The 20,203-nt window shown below is 36.0% G+C and carries 15 protein-coding genes, 2 tRNA genes and 1 pseudogene; 6 read left to right on the forward strand and 12 right to left on the reverse strand.

Annotation, left to right across the window (positions count from 1 at the left end):
* Positions 1-12: 12 nt before the first annotated feature.
* The 4 genes and pseudogenes from PGOND44_RS16120 to PGOND44_RS02520 all read right to left on the reverse strand — a co-directional run.
* Positions 13-489, reverse strand: a pseudogene (locus tag PGOND44_RS16120) (hypothetical protein); the annotation flags it as partial.
* A gap of 194 nt (positions 490-683) precedes the next feature.
* The gene (locus PGOND44_RS02510) at positions 684-2,057 is read right to left on the reverse strand and encodes a SusD/RagB family nutrient-binding outer membrane lipoprotein (protein ID WP_003436273.1); all 1,374 of its coding nucleotides are present in this window, start codon (positions 2,055-2,057) and stop codon (positions 684-686) included.
* A gap of 13 nt (positions 2,058-2,070) precedes the next feature.
* Positions 2,071-5,244 (reverse strand): SusC/RagA family TonB-linked outer membrane protein, encoded by a 3,174-nt coding sequence (locus PGOND44_RS02515; protein ID WP_003436275.1) that lies wholly within the window; start codon positions 5,242-5,244, stop codon positions 2,071-2,073.
* A gap of 144 nt (positions 5,245-5,388) precedes the next feature.
* Positions 5,389-6,456 (reverse strand): putative type IX sorting system protein PorV2, encoded by a 1,068-nt coding sequence (locus tag PGOND44_RS02520; RefSeq protein ID WP_003436277.1) that lies wholly within the window; start codon positions 6,454-6,456, stop codon positions 5,389-5,391.
* Positions 6,457-6,551: 95 nt separating this feature from the next.
* On the opposite strand from PGOND44_RS02520, the gene PGOND44_RS02525 reads away from it, so the two are divergent.
* Positions 6,552-7,277 (forward strand): CDP-alcohol phosphatidyltransferase family protein, encoded by a 726-nt coding sequence (locus tag PGOND44_RS02525; RefSeq protein WP_003436278.1) that lies wholly within the window; start codon positions 6,552-6,554, stop codon positions 7,275-7,277.
* Position 7,278: 1 nt separating this feature from the next.
* Here PGOND44_RS02525 and lnt read toward each other — a convergent pair whose 3' ends face one another.
* Positions 7,279-8,856, reverse strand: coding sequence for an apolipoprotein N-acyltransferase (gene lnt / locus PGOND44_RS02530; protein WP_003436280.1), 1,578 nt, complete (start codon positions 8,854-8,856; stop codon positions 7,279-7,281).
* A 325-nt stretch (positions 8,857-9,181) separates the two neighbouring features.
* On the opposite strand from lnt, the gene PGOND44_RS02535 reads away from it, so the two are divergent.
* Positions 9,182-10,558, forward strand: coding sequence for a sugar transferase (locus PGOND44_RS02535; RefSeq protein ID WP_003436283.1), 1,377 nt, complete (start codon positions 9,182-9,184; stop codon positions 10,556-10,558).
* A 5-nt stretch (positions 10,559-10,563) separates the two neighbouring features.
* Here PGOND44_RS02535 and PGOND44_RS02540 read toward each other — a convergent pair whose 3' ends face one another.
* The 7 genes from PGOND44_RS02540 to proS all read right to left on the reverse strand — a co-directional run bounded on the left by PGOND44_RS02540 (position 10,564) and on the right by proS (position 16,326).
* A complete protein-coding gene (locus tag PGOND44_RS02540; RefSeq protein ID WP_003436286.1) occupies positions 10,564-11,559 on the reverse strand; it encodes an ABC transporter ATP-binding protein in 996 nt (331 codons plus the stop codon).
* Complete coding sequence (locus PGOND44_RS02545; protein WP_003436289.1) at positions 11,543-13,180, reverse strand: ABC transporter permease; 1,638 nt, start codon at positions 13,178-13,180, stop codon at positions 11,543-11,545. The genes PGOND44_RS02540 and PGOND44_RS02545 overlap by 17 nt, the downstream gene beginning before the upstream one ends.
* 7 nt (positions 13,181-13,187) lie before the next feature.
* The gene (locus tag PGOND44_RS02550; RefSeq protein ID WP_003436291.1) at positions 13,188-14,216 is read right to left on the reverse strand and encodes a Fe(3+) ABC transporter substrate-binding protein; all 1,029 of its coding nucleotides are present in this window, start codon (positions 14,214-14,216) and stop codon (positions 13,188-13,190) included.
* A gap of 117 nt (positions 14,217-14,333) precedes the next feature.
* Complete coding sequence (gene rpsT, locus PGOND44_RS02555; RefSeq protein WP_003436294.1) at positions 14,334-14,585, reverse strand: 30S ribosomal protein S20; 252 nt, start codon at positions 14,583-14,585, stop codon at positions 14,334-14,336.
* Positions 14,586-14,611: 26 nt separating this feature from the next.
* Positions 14,612-14,683: transfer RNA gene (locus PGOND44_RS02560), tRNA-Glu, on the reverse strand.
* A 31-nt stretch (positions 14,684-14,714) separates the two neighbouring features.
* Positions 14,715-14,786, reverse strand: a tRNA-Glu gene (locus PGOND44_RS02565).
* 61 nt (positions 14,787-14,847) lie between these two features.
* Positions 14,848-16,326 carry a proline--tRNA ligase gene (gene proS / locus PGOND44_RS02570; protein ID WP_003436295.1) on the reverse strand — a complete coding sequence of 493 codons (1,479 nt, stop codon included), beginning with the start codon at positions 16,324-16,326 and terminating at the stop codon, positions 14,848-14,850.
* A 101-nt stretch (positions 16,327-16,427) separates the two neighbouring features.
* Here proS and PGOND44_RS15800 point away from each other — a divergent pair, with 101 nt between their 5' ends.
* The 4 genes from PGOND44_RS15800 to PGOND44_RS02585 all read left to right on the forward strand — a co-directional run bounded on the left by PGOND44_RS15800 (position 16,428) and on the right by PGOND44_RS02585 (position 20,138).
* On the forward strand, positions 16,428-16,598 hold the full coding sequence (locus tag PGOND44_RS15800) for a hypothetical protein (protein ID WP_236611956.1): 171 nt from the start codon (positions 16,428-16,430) through the stop codon (positions 16,596-16,598).
* Positions 16,599-16,673: 75 nt separating this feature from the next.
* A complete protein-coding gene (locus tag PGOND44_RS02575) occupies positions 16,674-17,594 on the forward strand; it encodes a hypothetical protein (protein WP_003436297.1) in 921 nt (306 codons plus the stop codon).
* 24 nt (positions 17,595-17,618) lie between these two features.
* On the forward strand, positions 17,619-19,118 hold the full coding sequence (locus PGOND44_RS02580; RefSeq protein ID WP_003436305.1) for an OmpP1/FadL family transporter: 1,500 nt from the start codon (positions 17,619-17,621) through the stop codon (positions 19,116-19,118).
* A gap of 72 nt (positions 19,119-19,190) precedes the next feature.
* Positions 19,191-20,138, forward strand: a complete 948-nt coding sequence (locus PGOND44_RS02585; protein WP_003436306.1) for a calcium/sodium antiporter — start codon at positions 19,191-19,193, stop codon at positions 20,136-20,138.
* The last annotated feature ends 65 nt before the right edge of the window (positions 20,139-20,203 follow it).

Here is a 20,203-nt window from a genome sequence, read left to right on the forward strand (position 1 = left end):
GTAGTTTACTTTTTACCTAAATACGGACCAATCCAGCTTTAAAGAAAAAACATTGGAATATAAGGCAAGGCTTTGGTCTCCAATATCGGTAAGGGCATAGTCAATTTGAATTCCTTTATACCGAAATCCCACTCCAAAATTGGGTTGGAAGCCAATGTTGGTTCCCTCACCACCAAGGGATTCAAGATTTTGAAAATTACCAACACCGCCTCTTAAATACACTAGCTTGATATAGTCAACTTCAAAACCAAAAGCGGGAGTAGCACTCATAGATCCAGAGGAAATAATATCATTGGTTTCTGCAAAGCGAAAGTCCATATTCAAGGACGTAGTAAGATCAAAATCTCTGTGAATACTGGTGGTTTTAGCAATGCCAAGTTGAAGTTTAGGCAGTGTAATTTCAGTCGCCTCAGGTGTGGTTTGGTTTTGTCCATCGATGGCACCTTGGATAGTGGCTATCTCGGCATCATCAAAAGTCCAAATTGACCAGATTCAATTGCTTCGACTATTTGAAGATTAAAAGAAATCGAGTAATTTTTTGAGTACGCTTGGCATGCTCACTTTTTACTGATGTTTGCATAACACTAGGGTTTTAGTGTATCGCTATATTAGGACGTGACAATTTTAATACAAAAAAAGCTGCTAGATTTTTCTAGCAGCTTTTGTTTTAAAATAATAATTAACTATTGAATTGGGAAAACCCAAATATCATCGTCTAATAAATGACCTCCTTGTGCTTGAATTGCTTCCTCATATGCATCTGGATTAGATTGTCTTTCCGTTATAGGATAAAGCAATCTTCTTGGTACTATTCCAGACGGATTATTTCCGTTTACACCATCTGGATTTGGAGTTAACTCTGGAAATCCTGTTCTTCTGAAATCATTCCATACCTGAATAGGAGCTTGACCATACATAGCTTTATACTTTTCAATCATAATAGTTTCAATACCATTAAAAGTTATACTAGCAATGTATGTATCTATATCAGCAGTTGGTACTGAAAGATATTCCATATTTGCTCTAATGGCTTCTTTCATTATAAATTCTCCGTCTCCGTTTCTTTCTGTGGCCTCAGCTTCAATAAATTTTACTTCAGCATAACTAATTACAGGCGATGCACTATTTAATTTACTCCAAACCAAATCAGGATCATCATCGCTAAAGTAAAGAAAATTACCCCCGTCATCTTCAACCATATACAATGGCTGTCTGGGATCATTTGTCATTAAATCGGCAAAGAAATCACCGATGATCATCGTATTTGGTCTTTGAAAACCAAATAGAGCAAGTGGGTGTCCTCCATTTTGCGAATTTTCAAAAAGGAAGTTAAGTTGACCATCATTACTACTCATAGCAAGATTAATTTCTGTCAATGCATTTTGAGCTGCTGAAGTAGATCTGCTAGTTAATTGAATGTAGAATCTTGCTTTCAATGCATGAGCAGTAGCAATCCATTGATTGGGAGTAGCGCCAATTAAATCTCCTTGGATTCCAACTGGATCATTGGCCTCAAGATCACTTATAGCTTGATCTAACAAATCTAAAATTACAGTATATAATTCTTCTTGGTCATCATATTTGGGTGATAAATTTTCTGCACCTAAAAAAGCTTCTGAGTATGGAACGTTTCCCCATGCGTTTGTAGCTATGCCAAGATTGATAGCAAGGTATACTTTTGCAACTCCTCTTGTATTAAAATTTTCTTGAGTTGTAGCTCTTTCAATTATATCTACAGCATCTCTCATCGATCCTGTGTACAATCCAAAATCCCAAGGATTGCTGGTGTCATTTTCTCCGATTACATAAGAAGTATAACCTAATTGTTGAGCATCTACTCCTTGCCACTGCTGAGTAAGTATACCACCATACCGTCCTAAAACAGCACCTATGTTTCTATGAGTCTGTGTTTGCATTGCAGGAACTATTGCAACTAATGGCACATTTTCTCCACCTGGTCTTGTTGGATCATTATTGGTAGAGTCATACTCACAAGCTGTTAGTATCACAACCAAAATTAGTGTGAGTTTTGTTATATGTCTTTTAAAGTATTTCATGATTATAATATTATTAAAAATTAAGTCTAACAGTTACTGCGTAACCCTTAGTGTTAGGTTGGTTGAAATAATCTAATCCAATACCATTCGAAGCTCCTGTTAAATTTGTTTCAGGATCAACACCTGGATAATCAGTTATTAAGAAAAGATTTCTTCCTGTAACAGTTAAAGAACCACCTGTAAGAAAAGTTTTATCAAGAAACTTATTTGGTAATGAATAAGTAAGCGAGGCTTCTCTAAGTCTTACCCATGAAGAATCATAAATATAATCTTCAGATACTCCTCCGAACCCGTATCTTACCCACCTATTAGCTCCAAGACCATTTGCAGGGTCAGCTAAAGCAACTTCTGTAGAATTGGGTTGTCCTGTGGTTTGATTTACTCCATCGAAAACAAAATCAGTAATACCTCTCTGTTCTGCTGTTGCTTGAGATGAACCAAAATAATCAATTATACCACAAGTTCCACACCATACATCTCCACCCTGTCTAATGTCAAGTAAGGCTGATAATGTAAAGTCCTTGTAAGAAAATGTATTTCTAATCCCCATTGTAAAATCAGGTATTGGATCTCCTACAATTCCATTTTCAGGATCTACAACTGGAAATCCGCTGTCGTCTATTAGGACTTCTCCATTATCATTCCTTAAAAATTTTGATCCGAATAGCGCTCCATAAGATTCACCAGCGATCACCCTACTAGAGGTTGATGTGAACCCTGCTAAGAGAATAGATTCTACGCCTGGAGCCAACTCTTTTACAGTATTTTCAAATGTAGTCCAGTTAACATCAATATCCCAATTAAAATTATCTCCGACTATCGGCTTTAAAGATGAAGTTATCTCCCAACCTATATTCTCTATAATTCCTGCATTTACAGTTCTATTTGTGAAACCTGTAACCGCAGGTTGATCGACTTGAATTATTTGATCTTCTGTAGTCTTATTATAATAAGCAATATCAAATTTTATTCGAGAATCGTAGAAGTTGAATTCAGCACCTACTTCAAATTCTTCAGTTGTTTCAGGGGTTATATTATCATTACCTAATAAAGATCCTCTTTCAAAAGCTACTGTTGAAAAAATAGGAAATTGATTGTCATCAATAAATCCGTCACCACCTGAAGCTGCCGCATTGTAATAGGTAAGTGTAGAGTATAAAGGAGCATCATTACCGGTTTTACCGTATGAGCCTCTTATTTTACCATAATTCATATCTCCACTGTCAAAAAGTTCTGTAAAAACAAAACTTGAACCAAAACTATAGGATTGAAATGAGTTATTGTTTTCAGGTAGTGTTGATGACCAGTCATTTCTAAATGTACCATTTATAAAGAAAGTGTTATCATAAGCAAATCTAGCATCTGCTAATACCGCATCAAGTTGTCTTCTGCTTACAGATTCTGAAACAACTTGTGTAGCTGTGTTCGATATTATAAAAAATCCCGGAATTGTCATCCCTAATCCAGTGACATCATCGAATTGAGCTTCTGTTTTAAAACCGTCATAACCTAAGACACCATTGAAATCCCATTTTTCATTTATTTTTTTCTCTGTTATAAATAAAAGCTGAGTGTTAATGTCCTCATTAAATATAGTTCGATTTAAAACTTGGCCTTGAGGGTTGCCAGCTGAATTAATGTTGACCCCTTGTTTCCTCTTATCTGAATATTGGTCATAACCTAAGGTTCCCTGAACTGTTGCCCATTCGAATGGCTTGTATTCAAAAGATAATTTACCAATAAATCGTTTTACATCGTCGAACGAAGGATTTTCAGAAACTGTCCAATACGGGTTATCATAAACACCATTTCTATAACTTCTCTGAGTTCCATCAGGAAATATGTAAGTTGAAGGCGTATCAGCAGCATCTCTTCCTGTTAATCCATTTCCGTTATCAAATGTAGGAGTAGTTCTTGCCAAACCAAGCATTATTCCTGAAACGTTTGAGCCTCTTTGTACTCTTCGACCTCCAGAGTTAATATAATTAGCATTAGCAGAAATCTTGAAATCATCTCTCAAATTGGCTGAAATATTAGTCCTAAAAGATGTTCTTGAAAATTGCTCTTTAGGGGAAACTCCTGTTTGATCTAATTGTCCTCCAGAAATATAATATTTAATTTTCTCAGTTCCACCTCTTACCGATACGCTATTATCTTTTACTACACCAGTAGTGAAAAAATCGTACTGATCATAAGCATTTGCAGGTTGCCCGTTTCCAGTGCCTTCTGGTACTAATCCACCATTTCTATCGAAAGGATATGAGCTATCACCATCAAATTCTAAAGATGAAATCCTTGGACCCCAACTAAAGCCATCTTGGGTTTCTGGACCTCTATAAGTAGCAACACCCCCTACTGGTCGACCTTGTGCAAATTCGCTTTGTAAATCAGGAAGCTGGTTCACATTACTAAATTGATAGGAAGAAGATACGGTCACTCTTGGAGCACCAACTTTTCCTTTTTTAGTAGTAATAAGCACTACTCCATTAGCTGCTCTAAGCCCGTAAAGTGTTTGAGCGGCAGTTCCTTTTAAAATTTCTATAGATTCAATATCCGTTTGATTAATATCGATAGCTCTGTTTGAAGAATCAACGCCACCGACACCGTTACCACTACTTGAATTGTCTATAGGAACTCCATCGATTATAAAAAGAGGAGAGTTCGACCTACCTATAGAGGTGTTTCCTCGAATACGAATATTGGAAGATGCCCCAACAGACCCTGAAGAGCTTACAACACTAACACCTGCAGCTTTAGAAGATAGAGAATTTACTAAGTTTGTTTCCCCAGTGTTTTCAATATCTTCTGATGTTACAGTTTCCGCAGCATAAGTTAGAGACCTAGGATTGGATTTAATCCCTAAAGCAGTTATAACCACCTCATCTAGTGATTCACCAGTTTCCATCTGTACGTTAATAACTGAGTTGCCACCTACTTTTACGGTTTTAGTTGCAAAACCGATATAAGTAAAGACTAATTCTTGTTTGTTCTCTGCCTCAATGGAATAATTTCCATCAAAATCAGTTTGAGTTCCTTGGGTTGTCCCCTTTATTAATACGTTTGCTCCTGGCAGGGGTAACCCAGAGTCGTCGGTCACCGTTCCGGTAACTGTTTTCGCTTGTGCAAACGTAATTTGCACAAGTAACACTAAAAATAGTGTTAGAATTCCATTTAACTTTGTTTTCATGTTTTGTGTTTATATGAATTAGCCAATAGCTAAACTAAATATTTAACTTTTTATTTAAAGGTTAAATTATGTTAAATATACGCTAATATCACAAATTTAATGTAATTATCTATTTATTGATCTGTAAATTAGAGACTTAAACTTTTACCTAAATACGGACCAATCCAGCTTTAAAGAAAAAACATTGGAATATAAGGCAAGGCTTTGGTCTCCAATATCGGTAAGGGCATAGTCAATTTGAATTCCTTTATACCGAAATCCCACTCCAAAATTAGGTTGGAAGCCAATGTTGGTTCCCTCACCACCAAGGGATTCAAGGTTTTGAAAATTACCAACACCACCTCTTAAATACACTAGTTTGATGTAGTCTACTTCAAAGCCAAAAGCGGGGGTAGCACTCATAGATCCAGAAGAAATAATATCATTGGTCTCTGCAAAGCGAAAGTCCATATTCAAGGACGTAGTAAGATCAAAATCTCTGTGAATACTGGTGGTTTTAGCAATACCCAGTTGAAGTTTAGGCAGTGTGATTTCAGTCGCCTCAGGTGTGGTTTGGTTTTGTCCATCGATGGCACCTTGGATAGTGGCCAACTCATCATCATCAAAAGTCCAAGTGTTGTACGTCGTGGTGATATCCCTAGCCATAACACCAAAAAACCAACTCTTTCGTTGAAATTGGATCCCTGCGTCAAAACCAAATCCCCAGGCTTGTGCAAAATCACCGATAACTCTTCTTATTACTTTAGCATTTACTCCATATGAAAATCCCTCCAAAGGTAAATTCCTAGCATAAGATAGGGTAAAGGCATAATCTGCAGTAGAAAATAAACTTATTCTGTTGTAGTCGATATTGCCTTGATCGTCAATGAGTTGCGTAGTGTTTAAGATGTCGTCCACACCAAAGCGGATAATACTAAACCCCACAGCACTTTTGCTGTCTATAGGCATTGCTCCAGCTATATAATTGTAAGTAGCAATGTTTGCAAAATAATTGGCATGCATAGCCGAGACTTGATTATCTTTTAGATTGACCAAACCCGCAGGATTCCAATACCCAGAATTAACGTCATTAGTGGTTGCAGTTACCGCATTTGCCATACCAAATGAAGCCGCATCTACGCCTATGTTCAGAAATTCATTAGAATATTTTGCAGTTTGTGAAAAAACTGAACACGACAATGCAAGAGTTAATGTAAGGATAAGCCTATTCAATGCGATAATTTTTTTAGCAAAGATGCTATATTTAATAATATTAAAACTTATTTTGCTTTTTCTTATTGCATTGAATCTAGATAGTTATTGAAAATATGATTAAAAAACAAATCCCAAACTTTATAACGCTTCTCAATTTATTGTCGGGGTGCATGGCGACAGTATTTGCGGTTCAAGATAATTTGGTTGCAGCAACTATATTTGTTTGCATTGGAATTTTCTTCGACTTTTTTGATGGTTTAGCAGCTAGGGCTTTGAAAGTAAAAAGCGATTTGGGTTTACAATTGGACTCATTAGCAGATATGGTCACTAGTGGCTTAGTTCCGGGACTAGTTATGTGTCAACTTCTGTTTAAGTCCTTAAATCCGTCAGCATCTAATCTCACTTTTTTTTCTACCGAAACCAGCTGGGTTGTCTTTATAGGTCTAATTATTACCTTGGGTTCAGCTTATAGACTTGCTAAGTTTAATATCGATGATCGACAAACGGATAGTTTTATAGGGCTGCCGACTCCAGCCAATGCTCTTTTAATCCTCAGCTTCGGACTTATTTTGGACTATCATCCCAATTCTTTTTTATCAGAATTAATTCAAAATACCTATTTTCTTATAGCGATATCAGTGATGAGCGTTTTACTTTTAAATGCAGAGCTTAAACTGTTTGCTTTAAAGGTTACAAATCTAAAGCTTTCTGAAAATTGGTATAGGTATCTTATTGTTGTTTTAAGTATCATTTTATTGGTGACCCTTCAATTTGTTGCCATTCCTATCATAATTTTTGTCTACATCTTATTGTCCCTAGCTTTGCAAAAGATAAGCTGATTTATTTTCTTCTTCGGGTGACTCCGAAAAGCAAAATAAACAAGGCTAAAAAGTTTGCTATACGTGGTATGTAATCCCCATGTTTAACGTAGAACGTTTGTCCTTCATAAAGTGGTAAATTGTAAGTCAGTGCTGTTTTTTCATCATAGATTGATTTTTTGATAATTTCACCGTCCTTATCTATGAAACCGGAAATTCCAGTATTTGCACTTCTTGCCACAGCACGTCGCGTTTCAATAGCTCTTAATCGTGCATAACTCCAGTGTTGTTGATGACCTTGAGTTTCATCCCACCAAGCATCATTGGTTATAATGGCTAGGGCATTTGCGCCATTTTTCACATAACCATTCACAAATTCGCCATATACAGATTCATAACAAATAATGGGAGCAACACTGAAGCCTGTATTCAGTGTAAAAACGCTACGTTCTGGCTGGGTGGTTTTCATAGCGACCGTACCACCAAGGTCTATCATAATATTTCCAAGTATAGGTTTAAGGGTAGACTGATAAGGGAAGTTTTCTACGCCCACAACAAGCTTGGATTTATGATAAAATTGAGTCTCAGAACCCATTTTTTCAAAAACAGCGCTGTTGTAATCATTAAACCAAAGCCCTTTTCTTAAAAAATTGCTTTGAGGAGATAAGTCAGCTTCTTTTTTTAGCAATTCATACATAGAAATTCCAAAAAGTAAATTGAGTTGATCGTTTTTATCGAGTAAGAGTTTTGAAAACCTTCGAGCTTCAGAATAGGTATAGCTTGTAATTTCTGTGCCTTCAGCAAAGACAGTTTCTGGAGCGATAAGCAGCTGTGGGTTTTTGTTCAATAGAGGTTGAGTTAGGTCTATTAAATCTTTAGAAATTCCTTGATCATTTGTATTATATTTTTCAGTATAAGGATCTATATTGGGTTGAAGGACAATAGTTTCGATACTACTATCAACACTAGTTTCGGGTTTTAGAAGAAGGCTAATAACGATAGGGATCCCTATAAGCAGAGCAAGTCTTATTCCACTGCTTACTATAATTTTTGAATCTTTATGTTGTAAATAAAGAATAAGCCCTTTTAAGAGAATGAAATTACTTGCTAAAATCCAAAGGCTACCACCAAAAGTACCCGTATACTCATACCATTGTATTAATAAGATATCATTTGCAAATACATTTCCTAAATTTAACCAAGGCCATGAAAATTCCCAGCCCAAATGCAGTTTTTCGAAACTGAGCCATAACACCACAAAAAACGAGGAAGCCGCTGTAAAAGCAACGCGTTTTGCAACAATATGATAGACCAAAAAGACAAGACTCATCAATAAGGAGTTAGCAAGTATGGCGAAAATCCCCCCAAACGGTGTTGAGTAGTAAAGCCAAAAGGTGGTAATGCTATTCCAAAGGAGAAAACCTAAATACGCATGGCCAAAAACTTTGAGGTTTGTTCTTTGAGTATGAGTTGTTCTAATAGTAAATTCAGCAAAAAGTAAAGGGACGAAACCAATAAAACTCAATACACTCCATCCATTTGTTGGCCAGCTTAAGGCAAGGAGCAAACCTGAAGCAACAGCTAAAAGTATAGTTTTCAATATAATTTTTTTTCAAATTTAGTTTAAAAATGAGGGTTTCAAAAAGAATTTAATCAAAACAAGGTTTGATACCAAATTAAACATATAATGTCGCAATAAATTGTTTCTTTTTCGCCTGTTTTTTATAAAAAAAAATTATCGTAGCTAAGGCTATGCTAATTATTTTTAATTTCAATCAATCAAAAAACCTGTGCTGAGCTAAGGCGGAGTATAATTCAATTTATTTATACGACATTATAAATTTAATTTGGTATAAAAAGTAAATTCCATCCGTAGACTATTATTGATATCTTTTTATAAATTTGCTCTTAGTCATTCTAAATAAATGAAAACTAATCCAACTACTCATTTTGAAATATCTGAGCGAAAGGTATTACTAAGAGTTTTTGACGTGCTATTCGTATGGTTAGCACTTTATCTGACCACAGAAAGCTTTAAGTTTACTTATTTTCCCTTCAAGTCCAGTGTTTGGATTTGGTTGCTTACACTTGGTTTTTATGTTCTACTTTTTGGAACTGTTTTCGAAATTTACGACCTTCAAAAAGCAGAATCTAGAAAAGCGACGATCAAAAATGTGACCTTAACTTGTCTGCTTGTTACGCTCTTTTTTCTGTTAACACCAATCCTTTCACCACCTCTTCCAGACAATCGGTTTCAAATTTTATATTTTTTTGGAATTATCCTATCGACACTCATTGTTTGGAGATTTCTTTACATCGGATTAATAGCTTCTCCTAGATTTTTTAAGCGCGTACTTATTGTTGGCGATGAATTTGAAATTGATAAATTAGGTCAAGATTTGCTCCAAAACGATCCTAATTATGAGATTAAAGGCTTTATTTCCTTAAAAAATAAAACCTCTAAACTATTTGAATCCTATAAAATAGAGGATCTCAAAAGTATCGTGATTGAAAAAGGTGTAAGCGAAATTGTTGTAGCGAATTCTTTTGATGGCTTGAGTGCAGAATTATACCAGGCTTTAGTCCCTCTTTTAAAAACGGGATTCCCAATTAAAGCGTATGCATATGTTTACGAAGAAATAACCAGTAAAGTTCCTGTTCAACAAATAAATAATGATTTTTACTTCTATTTCCCCTTCAGTAGGAGTAATCAAAACAGATTGTATCTTTTGTATTATCGAGTAGTCGATATCCTTATAAGTCTGGTGGGTTTGCTGTTTTGCACACTTATCATTCCCTTCATTTTAATTGCTAACCTCATGGCCAATAGAGGTAGTTTATTTTATAAACAACTAAGGATGGGGAAATCTGGGATGGAATTTTATATCGTTAAGTTACGTACCATGGTAAAAAATGCTGAAGCAGACGGAGCCCAGCTTGCCTCTAAAGGTGATATTCGTATTACTAAATTTGGGAAGTTTCTGAGGAAAACACGATTGGATGAGATTCCTCAATTTTATAATGTCCTTATTGGAGACATGAGTTTAATTGGTCCAAGACCAGAGCGGCCCGAGTTTGTAGAAAGCTTATCTAAAAATATTCCCTTTTATGAAGTCCGTCAAGTGATAAAACCAGGCCTTACAGGATGGGCTCAAGTGAATGCAAAGTACGCCAATTCTGATGAGGATATGATTGAAAAACTACAGTACGATCTTTACTACATAAAGCATCGAAGTGTGTTTTTAGACCTAAGAATCTTTCTAAAAACTATAAGTACTGTGATTTTCTTTAGAGGGCAATAGTGGTATTATTCATCGAAAGCTAACACGTCCTTGGAATTGAAACCAATTTTAATAGTTTTCCCCAGAACAGGTTCATTCGTTACCACTGTTAAATGCTCTCCGTTGTCTAACTTGAGGAGTAATTGAGAATGAGTGCCAAGAAAAGTTCTCTTTAAAATCTCAGCTTCAGAAACATAGTCACAGTCCTTATTAACTGTAAGATTTTCATTTCTTATCGCGTGACAACAATCTTCTTTTAATGGACATTTAAAAGCAGTTTGTAAGCCTTTATTGAGCTGAACGGTATTTCCAAATAGAGAGGCGACATAGATAGATTGGGGTTTTTTATACAATTCAGAAGCTTCGTCCTTTTGGACTAATTTACCATTTTGTAAAATCAAAATCTCATCGGCAACAGCTAGCGCATCCTGAGTATCATGCGTAACGAAAATTGCAGTGACCCCTGTTTTTTTTATAATATTAAAGACCTCATTTCTCAAGTGATACCGCATCATAGCATCTAGATTGCTAAAGGGCTCATCCAATATTAAAACAGAAGGCTTAGGCGCTAAAGCTCTAGCTAGGGCTACTCGTTGTTGTTGCCCTCCAGATAATTCATGTGGATAGCGTTTTTCGTAGCCTTTTAGACCAACGAGTTCTAAGGTTTCCAAAGCTCTTTCTTTCTTAGCTTTTGAGGTTTTAATCCCATAAACAACGTTTTCCAAAACTGAAAGATGTGGGAAAAGTGCATATTCTTGAAAGACCATACCAACATCTCTTTTCTCTGGAGCTATGTTTTTCTTTATTGAGGCCACCAGTTTATTTTCAATATGAATTTCACCAGAATCTAATTCTTCTAATCCTGCAATAAGTCGAATTAAGGTTGTTTTTCCACTCCCACTTTCACCAACAACTGCACATATATCTCCTTTGTTGACAAAAAAGTTGACATCGTCCAAAGCTTTTACCTTTCCTTGATCGAAGGATTTAGTAAGGTTTTTTATGTTAAGAGTTGTTTGCATTCTTCAAAAGTAATTTATTTAAAAAAATAGCGGGGATTAAAGCCGTTAATATTATTAAAAGAGATGGAAGAGCAGCAGATCTTACCATTTCATCGCTCGCATATTCAAAAGCTTTTACAGCCAGGGTATTTACATTATAAGGCTTCATAATAAGGGTTAAAGGTAGCTCCTTCAAGATATCTATAAATACTAAAATAAATGCACTGAGTAAACCTGCCCTTATAAGAGGAAATTCTATTTTAAAAAATGTTTTAAAATTTCCTTTGCCCAAAACTTTAGAGGAATCGGATAAGCTTCTATCAATTTTGAGACTTGAAGATTCCAGAGGTTGATAAGCAACAGCTAAGAATCTTACCACGTAGGCATATACCAGGGCGATAAGAGTCGCATTCAAAATTAGTTTTGAAGTAATTCCTTGCTCTATAAGCCATTTATCTAAATAAATACTTGGAATTAGGACGCCAATAGCGATAATAGTTCCAGGTATGGCATATCCCATAACACCTAGTTTTGAGGTGGTCTTTAAAAAACCAATTTTATTCCATTTGGAGAAGAATAGTAGGAGCAGAGCGATCAAAACCGTCATCAAAGAAGTCAGGAAAGCGATACCAAAACTTTGTAAGGTTATTCCGATAAAATCTGTACTCCACACCTTAGTGAAGGTTTGTGAAACCCAGAAAAGCAATTGCGTTACAGGCAGAAAAAAACCTATAAAAACAGGTAAAAGGCAGATGAGGCTAAAGACTAATTGTTTTCTTTTTGTGGGCTTTATTCTTGAATTATGCTGTTGTTTTGAGGATTTAGCCGAAGTGAATTTTATGTGTCGTCTTTGCCATTTTTCAAAAATGATGAGTCCAAAAACGAGGACCAAAAGTATAGCTGACAAATAGATGGCTGTTTCAGGTTCTCCAAGAGAGAACCAGGATCTAAAAATACCCGTTGTAAATGTACTTACGCCATAATAGCTTGCAGCTCCATAATCATTTAAAACTTCCATTAATACTAAAACCAGTCCAGCAATAATAGCAGGGCGAGCTAAAGGAAGAATTAATTTGAAAAATGATTTAAATTCAGTGATGCCCAGCATCCTTGAGGCTTCAAGTAAATTGGTCGCTTGTGCTAAGAAAAAAGTTCTGCTACTTACGTAGACATAAGGGAATAAAGATATACTTAAGACAAAGGACAAGCCATATATGTTCATAAAGTCAATACTGAAGTTTTCAATACCCAATAGTCCAACAGCATCAGAAAATAATCCAGAATAGCCAAATATGCCAGCATAAGAGTAAGCCATAATATAAGCTGGCACCGAAAGCGGTAAGATTAATAACCATTCTAATTGTTTTCTAAATGGAAATTCAAACCTAGAGACTAACCAAGCAGTTGTGACTCCAAAAACGATAACGAATACAGAGCATAAAAGGGAAAGTACAAATGAGTTTACTAAATAATCTAGAAGGACATAATTTACAATATGTGTCCAGCTTTCCCCTGGTCCATCAAAAAGTTTGAAGATGACCGTTAATATGGGAATAGCTACTGCAGCAACTATTAAAACCAAGAAAAGAGACCATTTATTAAGGTCTCTTTTAAATTTATAAAATCTGTCAGTTATTTTCAAGGGCTATTTATTTCCAACCTACTTTATCAAATATGATGACAGCTTCTTTATTATTTTCTCCCAACTCATTCAATTGAAGAGTGTCTTCTTTGAAACTTCCCCAGTCTTTAAGAATTTTTGCGGGTTCAACATTTTTGTTAATTGGGTATTCATAATTTGATCCTGCGAATATTTTTTGAGCTTCTTCCTGTAGAAGGAACTCTATAAATTTTATCGCATTTTCTTTGTGGGGGGCATACTTAGCAACACCAATACCACTCACATTAACATGAGTTCCTGATGTATCTTGGTTAGGGAAGAATATACCTACACTATTTCCAGCTTCTAGCTCACTTTCATCTTCAGAGTTTAAGAGTTTTCCGATATAGTAGGTATTTACTATAGCAAGGTCTCCTTCGTTATTAGCCACGGCCTTCACTTGATCTCTGTCATTCCCTTTTGGTGTTCTCGCCATATTTTCAACCAAACCATTGGCCCAATTTTCAGCAAAATCATTACCACGATTAGATATTAGAGAGGCTAGAAGAGATTGATTATAAATGTTGGAAGAACTTCTTACCAGAATTTTATTTTTCCACTTTTCAGATGTTAAATCTTCGTAGGTCGATAAATCCTTTGGATCTACTCTGTCCTTGGAGTACGCTATCACTCTTGCTCTTTTGGTAAGTCCAACCCATTGTTTATCTGTATCTCTTAGATTAGCTGGGACAATAGAGTCTATGAGTTTATTTGAGATAGGTTGAAGCAAACCTTCAGACTTAGCTCTGTACAACCTTCCCGCGTCTACCGTAATAAGAACATCTGCTGGAGATTGTTTTCCTTCCAACTTCATTTTTTGGATAAGTTCGTCAGCACTCGCATTAACTACATTTAGTTTGATGTCGTTTTGTTTTTCAAAAAGTTTAAAAAGTGCTTGATCCGATTCATAATGTCTGTGGGTATAAACGGTAAGCTCTTCAACTTTCTCTTCTTTTGGTTCTGATTTGCAACCAAAAACAAAAGCAACCATAATTACTGCATAAAAATAGTTTTTCATCTCTTTTTTTTTACAAATTTAAATATCTATATTTATTTAGACTCATTATTAATAAAAAATTTGATAAAAAAAATGGTCTCTTGGGATAGAGACCATTACATTTTTTGACTTCACCTACTACATCGCAGCAACATGTTTGGTTAACTGTGATTTTAAGTTGGCTGCTTTATTATTGTGAATAATATTCTTTTTAGCCAATTTATCAATCATAGAGATGATTTCTGGTAGACTTTTGGTCGCTTCAGATTTATCGTCTGTAGATTTTAATCTTTTGATAGCATTACGAGCTGTTTTGTGTTGGTAGCGATTTCTTAATCGCTTAGCGTCGTTGCTTCTTATTCTTTTTAATGCTGATTTATGATTAGCCATAACTTTTAAATATAAAATTTTAGTAGTAGTCCGTAGGGGAATCGAACCCCTGTTACCAGGATGAAAACCTGGCGTCCTAACCCCTAGACGAACGGACCGCGTTAATAATGATTAATGAACTTAAATTAGTAGTCCGTAGGGGAATCGAACCCCTGTTACCAGGATGAAAACCTGGCGTCCTAACCCCTAGACGAACGGACCTTAAATTAGCGAGTGCAAAAATAACTAATTATTTAAATTGCACAAATCTTTTTCCTGAAAATTAATAAGCTTTTGCAAATAAAACGCGTTGCTTAGATTCTTTTCCTGAAAACACACATTTACCAGTCTCTTTTGTTTGCTCTAAAGGGATGCATCTAATGGTGGCTTTAGTGAGCTCTTTAATCTTCTCTTCGGTCTCTGAAGTCCCGTCCCAGTGGGCGAAAAGAAAACCTCCTTTGGAATTTAAAACATCTTTAAACTCTTCAAAAGTATCCACTTTAGTGATATGATCATCTCTAAAAGCCTCAGCTTTGGTAAATAAATCTTGTTGAATATTTTTTAAAAGATTTTCTATAACCCCTGTTAAACCTTCCTGGTTTTCAAAAGATTTGGATAATGTATCTCTTCGAGCTAGTTCTACAGTTCCTTTTTCTAAATCTTTAGGTCCAATAGCTATTCTTAAAGGAATACCTTTTAATTCATATTCCGCAAACTTCCAGCCTGGTTTATGAGTGGTTCTGTTATCAAACTTCACTCGAATTCCCTTAGACTTAAGATCATTTGCTATAAGATTTGCTTTTTGGCTAACGAGTTCTAATTGCTCCTCATTTTTGAAAATAGGGACGATAACGACCTGAATAGGTGCTAAGTTAGGAGGTAATACCAGCCCGTTATCATCGGAGTGGGTCATCACTAAAGCTCCCATAAGTCGTGTTGAAACTCCCCAGCTTGTGGCCCATACATATTCTTGTTTGCCTTGATCTGAAGTGAATTTTACATCAAAAGCTTTTGCGAAATTTTCACCTAGAAAGTGAGAAGTTCCTGCTTGCAAAGCTTTTCCATCTTGCATCAAGGCTTCTATACAATACGTTTCCTCAGCACCCGCAAATCTTTCGCTTTCAGATTTTAGTCCTTGTATGACTGGTATCGCCATAAATTTTTCGGCAAAATTTGCGTAAAGATTATTGATGAGTTCTGCTTCTTCAACAGCTTCTGTTTTGGTAGCATGAGCTGTATGACCTTCTTGCCAAAGGAACTCTGTCGTTCTTAAAAATAGACGAGTTCTCATTTCCCATCTTACCACGTTAGCCCATTGATTGATTTTTAAGGGCAAATCTCTATAAGACTGTATCCAGCCCTTAAACGTATTCCAAATAACGGCCTCGGAAGTAGGTCTTACGACTAACTCTTCATCTAGTTTAGCTTCAGGATCTACTCTTAATTTACCGGGACGATCTGGGTCACTTTGCAATCTATAATGTGTCACAACAGCACACTCTTTGGCAAAACCTTCAGCATTCTTTTCTTCAGCCTCAAATAAGGATTTTGGGACGAATAAAGGGAAGTATGCATTCTCGTGACCCGTTTCTTTAAACTTGGAGTCCAGTTCAGCTTGTATTTTTTCCCATATGGCATATCCGTATGGTTTTATCGTCATGCAACCTCTCACCGCAGAATTTTCTGCGAGATCAGCTTTTACCACTATTTCATTATACCATTTAGAATAATCTTCTTCTCTACGTGTTAGGCTCTTTCCCATCTTATTTCATTTGGCACAAATGTTGCACCTGTGTTAATAGTTACATTAGTTAGCGCAAAACTAACTAAATTTGATAATAGTAATTACAAAAACCACAAGTTATGATACAATCAAGCAAAATCTTTACCCCATTTTTATTAGGAATGCTATCTGTGGTTTTCTTGACTTCGTGTTCGTCTTACAGAAATGTAAATTCTACTAGTGACGGAATTTATGGATCTAGCGTCCCTTCGGAGACTAGAAGGTCTGTTTCTAACCAGAATTTACCATAAAGAACAGTTAATCCATCGAATGTTCCTCAACAAAAATCGGATACATACGTAAAATATTTTTCTGATCAAGGTCAGATGATATCTAAAGCTAGAAACTCCAACAATGAAGTTTTTACAGACATAGACGGTTATGCCTCAGATACTATAACTTACTCTGAGGAAGAGCGCTATTATGAAGAGCCTATTTATAACGGAAATAATGCAGGTTGGGGAACCAATCCTACCGAAGTTAATATAAACTACATTGATAACGGATTTAACGGAATGGGTTGGGGAGGTTTTGGTTTTGGAAACCCTTTCTTCGGAGGATTCGGAGGAGGCTGGGGAGGATTTTACGGCCCAGGTTTCGGCTTTGGTAATCCTTTCTTTGGTGGTTTTGGAGGAGGATTTGGATTCGGTAACCCATTTTTTGGAGGTTTCTATGGAGGGTTTGGTGGTTTCTACGGGCCTGGATTTGGTAATCCTTTCTTTGGAGGATTTGGAGGTTTTTATGGAAGAAATAGCTTTGCCAACTCTTATAGAGGTAACTCAAGATCGCGGAACTTATCTAGAAGTGATTATGCTAACAATAGGTCAAATATTTCACGAGCAAATTCAAATAGATCAAGATCTAATGTGACTAGAGCATCGTCAAACAGGTCTAATGTTGGCAGGACTTCTAGATCTAATTCTTCTAGATATTCCAACAGAGTGAACAACCCGAGAAATGTAGGGGCTAGAAGCTCCTCCAATTATTCTAGATCTGGAATTCGAAATTCAAATAATGTGAGTGCAAGACAAAATTCTACTTACAGGAACTCATCTTCTAGATCTACATCCAATAGAGCTGAAAGATCCTCAGGAAATTCTTCACGAAGTTCTGGGGTAAATAGAAGCTCGGGTTCATCTAGAAGCTCGGGTATGAGAAGTTCAGGTTCATCTAGGAGTTCTGGTGGAAGAAGTTCTGGAGGAAGAAGTAGCGGGGGTAGAAGCTCTGGTGGTCGAGGTGGAAGATAATGTAAAACTCAAAAATAGTTAAAGATGAAATATTTTATAATCCCTTTTATGCTTTTGAGTTTCAGTGTGATGGCTCAAGATATCACAGATGCTCTAAGGTTTTCCACCCAGGAAGTAAATGGAACCGCTAGATATACAGCAATGGGTGGAGCTTTTGGGGCTTTGGGCGGAGATATCTCAGCTATCAATATCAACCCGGCAAGTTCCGCTGTTTTTCTAACTAATAAATTTTCGGGGTCCGTAGATTTCACATCAATTAATAATGATTCTTTTTATGGAAATAATTCAATCCTCAGTTCTACTAGTGAAACCGATTTTGATTTAAATCAAATTGGGGCTGTATTCGTATTTGAAACCAATAATGAGAATGCAGTGTTTAATAAGTTAACTCTAGGCTTTTCATACAATAGAACCAATACTTTTGATGATGAGTTGAGATTTCGCGGGAATAATTCTGAAAGTATTTCAGATTATTTTTTGAATAGAGCACAGGGAGTCCCATTGGATTTGTTAACACCAAGATCAGGCGAAAGTGTTGGAGATTTGTATCAATTCCTAGGGGAAAGGGAGAGTTTTGATATTCAGCAGGCTTATTTAGGTTATGAAGCTTTTTTGATCAATGCAGAAGATCCACTAAATCCTGAAAATTCAAGTTATGTATCTAATGTTTTTGGTAATAATTTTAGTCAAAACTATTTTGAACAAACCAGAGGTAGCTCTGGTAAATATACCCTCAACGGCGGAGGTCAGATTGGCGATAGAATTCATTTAGGAGTCAATTTTAATATTCATTTTTTGGACTATAGAAGATTTACTCGTTTCGATGAATTTAATTCAGAGCCTACAGGAATTAATGATATATTTTTTGATAATGAATTGAGAACTCGTGGGAGCGGAATTTCTTTGCAATTTGGAGGGATATTTAAAGTTACTGAGGGGTGGAGATTAGGATTTACATACGACACACCTACTTGGATGAACATATCTGATGAGCTTTCACAAAGATTAGAAACTATTAGCGCTAGTCAAGATGTAGCCCTCGTAGATCCAAACGTGTTAAATATCTATCCAGATTATAATTTTAAAACACCAGGACGTGTGTCCTTAAGTACAGCTTATGTTTTTGGAGCTTCGGGTTTACTTAGCTTCGATTATAGTTATAAAGATTTTTCCGCTATGGAATTTACGTCCAATGGTTTTGATCTTCAAAATCAAGATATTTCGAACCTACTAACTGGCGCCGCCACTTATAATTTTGGTGGGGAGTATAGGATTCTTAACACTAGCCTTCGTGCAGGATATTTTCTGCAAGAGAGTCCTTATACTAATAAGGCACTTTTGGATAATACCTTTGGATATTCGTTTGGTCTAGGCTTTTCATTCGGGAACACGACTTTAGACCTATCTTATCAACGTATGGAACAAGATAGACAAAACATTTTGTATCAAACTGATTTTTCTCAAGAAGCACAGGTTCAAAGTGTTTTTAATAATTATATGCTTACGCTCTCGTTTGATTTATAAATTTCAGAATATCAAAACTATTTTTTATAAAGCATATCTTACAAAATCCTATTTTCGCTAAAAATATTTTCGATGGACATTTTTTTAGTGATAATAGGATTAATCCTTTTGGTGATTGGGGGTGAGTTTTTAGTGAGGTCATCCGTTGCTTTGTCTTTTAGATTCAATATTTCAAAAATGATCATTGGGCTTACTGTAGTTTCTTTTGCTACATCCGCTCCAGAGTTACTGGTCAGTTTGCAAGCAGCATTGGCCGGCTATTCTGATATCTCCCTTGGAAATGTCATTGGCTCCAATATTGCAAACATCGGCTTGGTGTTGGGATTAACGGCTATCATTTCATCTATGGAAACCGACAGTGACTTCTTGAAGTTCAATTGGCCGGTGATGATGATTTTAACAGGAATGATGTATCTCTTTTTATATACTGGAGAGAATATTTCAAGGCTAGAAGGAGGAGCTCTTCTTCTAGTTATTTTAGTTTTTCTGGGGGTACTCATTAAAAAAGCCAGAACAAAAGGCGCTAAATCCGAAAGTGAAGTGGATTCAAGCCTAGAGCAGACGTCTGGATTTAAAATTACACTATGGTTGCTTATTGGTGCTGCGGGACTTTATTTTGGTTCAGAATGGCTGGTAGATGGCGCGGTAGGCATAGCTGAATCTTTTGGAGTAAGCGAAAGAGTCATTTCTGTGACCATGATTGCAATAGGGACAAGCGTACCAGAACTTGCAGCTTCTGTTATTGCTGCTTTAAAGCAGGAAAAAGGTATATCATTAGGAAATCTAATTGGATCCAATATCTTCAATATTGGTTCTGTTATTGGGCTTACTGCGATTATTCAACCTATTTTTCTTCAGTCCGAAGAAATCCTGACCAATGATATTTTCTGGATGATAGGCTTTTCATTTATTCTTGTTCCATTGATTTTTATACCACCAAAAAAAGTTATCTCAAGATATAAAGGAGTCATATTATTTTTAGCCTACATTTTATTTGTTTTACTAGCCTTTCGCCCCTAAAAAATAGGGGTGTTTGATGGTTTTAAATAGTTTAAAAGATTACCCCCCTTATTTTTGATATGGTA

The sequence above is a fragment of the Psychroflexus gondwanensis ACAM 44 genome (assembly GCF_000355905.1).
In the GTDB taxonomy this organism is placed as follows: Bacteria; Bacteroidota; Bacteroidia; order Flavobacteriales; family Flavobacteriaceae; genus Psychroflexus; species Psychroflexus gondwanensis.